Annotated in this window: 1 pseudogene; it reads right to left on the bottom strand. The window is 67.6% G+C overall.

Features of this window, described 5'->3' with window-relative positions:
* Window positions 1–1,023, bottom strand: a pseudogene (locus AB0D10_RS46455) (ISAzo13 family transposase); the annotation flags it as partial.

Below are 1,023 nucleotides of genomic sequence, written 5' to 3' on the forward strand. Positions count from 1 at the left end.
CCGGCACCGCCGGGGCTTGTATCTGAATAACTGTCAGAGTTGACCTGCTTCGTGGACTTCGTCGGGCAGGTGGGCTCGGAGCTGTTCCAGGGTGCGAGCCGGCGATCCAGGCAGCGGTGTGACGACGACGCGGTGCAGGTCCAGGAGTCGGTGCCCGTCCTGGAACTGGTTGGAGAGGTTCGTGCGGGTGACGCCCAGCAGCTCCGCCAGAAGGGTGCTGGTGATTGCCCTGCGGCGGCGCAACAGCGCCGCCAGGAGGCGGTGGTAGTGATCCAGGCTGCTGGTCTGCGGGTGGAGGTAACTGCGCGGACGGTGGAAGCGTCGTTGGAAGGCAGCCTCGGCCATGGCGTCCCAGTACGGCTCCGAGACTGCCACCAGGCGTTCGAAGTCGGACCGCGGCATGCCGGTCAGGGCCGGATCGCTGAGCATCGTGGTCAGGACGGGATCGATCCCCCGGCCGGTCGCCGGTGCCTGTGGCGTTCGGGGCGGGACGGGGGCCAGGGTGTAGTTCCAGTCGCCGTGGAACGCGTCGGGCGTGATCGGCAGGGCCTTGAACTCGGCGGGGGTGACGGTCGTGCCCAGGAGGTAGCTGCCGGTGTCCAGCTCGGCGCCGATGGTCAGTCCGGTGCGGGTGCTCGTCGCAGCGATGGTCTCGATGACGACTTGGTAGCTGGTCAGCGGTCGGCCGCGCCAGTTCGCGGTGATGTGGCAGAACATCCGGTGTTCGATTTTGTTCCATTTCGACGTGCCCGGCGGAAAGTGACAGACCGTAATCTCCAGTCCGCTCTCCAGCGCGAAGGCAGCCAAGTGCTTCTTCCAGGTCCAGCGGCGGGGATCGTTCGAGCCGCCGGCGTCGGCGGTGATCAGCAAGCGGGTCGCGTCGGGGTGGTGCACCCGCCCGCGACGCTGCCACCAGCGGCGTATGGACTCCACCGCGAACTCGGAGGTGTCGTGGTCGGTCCCGACGTTGACCCAGCCGGTGTTGGTGGCGATGTCGTAGATCCCGTAGGGGATGGCGACGGG

The sequence above is a fragment of the Kitasatospora sp. NPDC048545 genome (assembly GCF_040651155.1).
In the GTDB taxonomy this organism is placed as follows: domain Bacteria; phylum Actinomycetota; class Actinomycetes; order Streptomycetales; family Streptomycetaceae; genus Kitasatospora.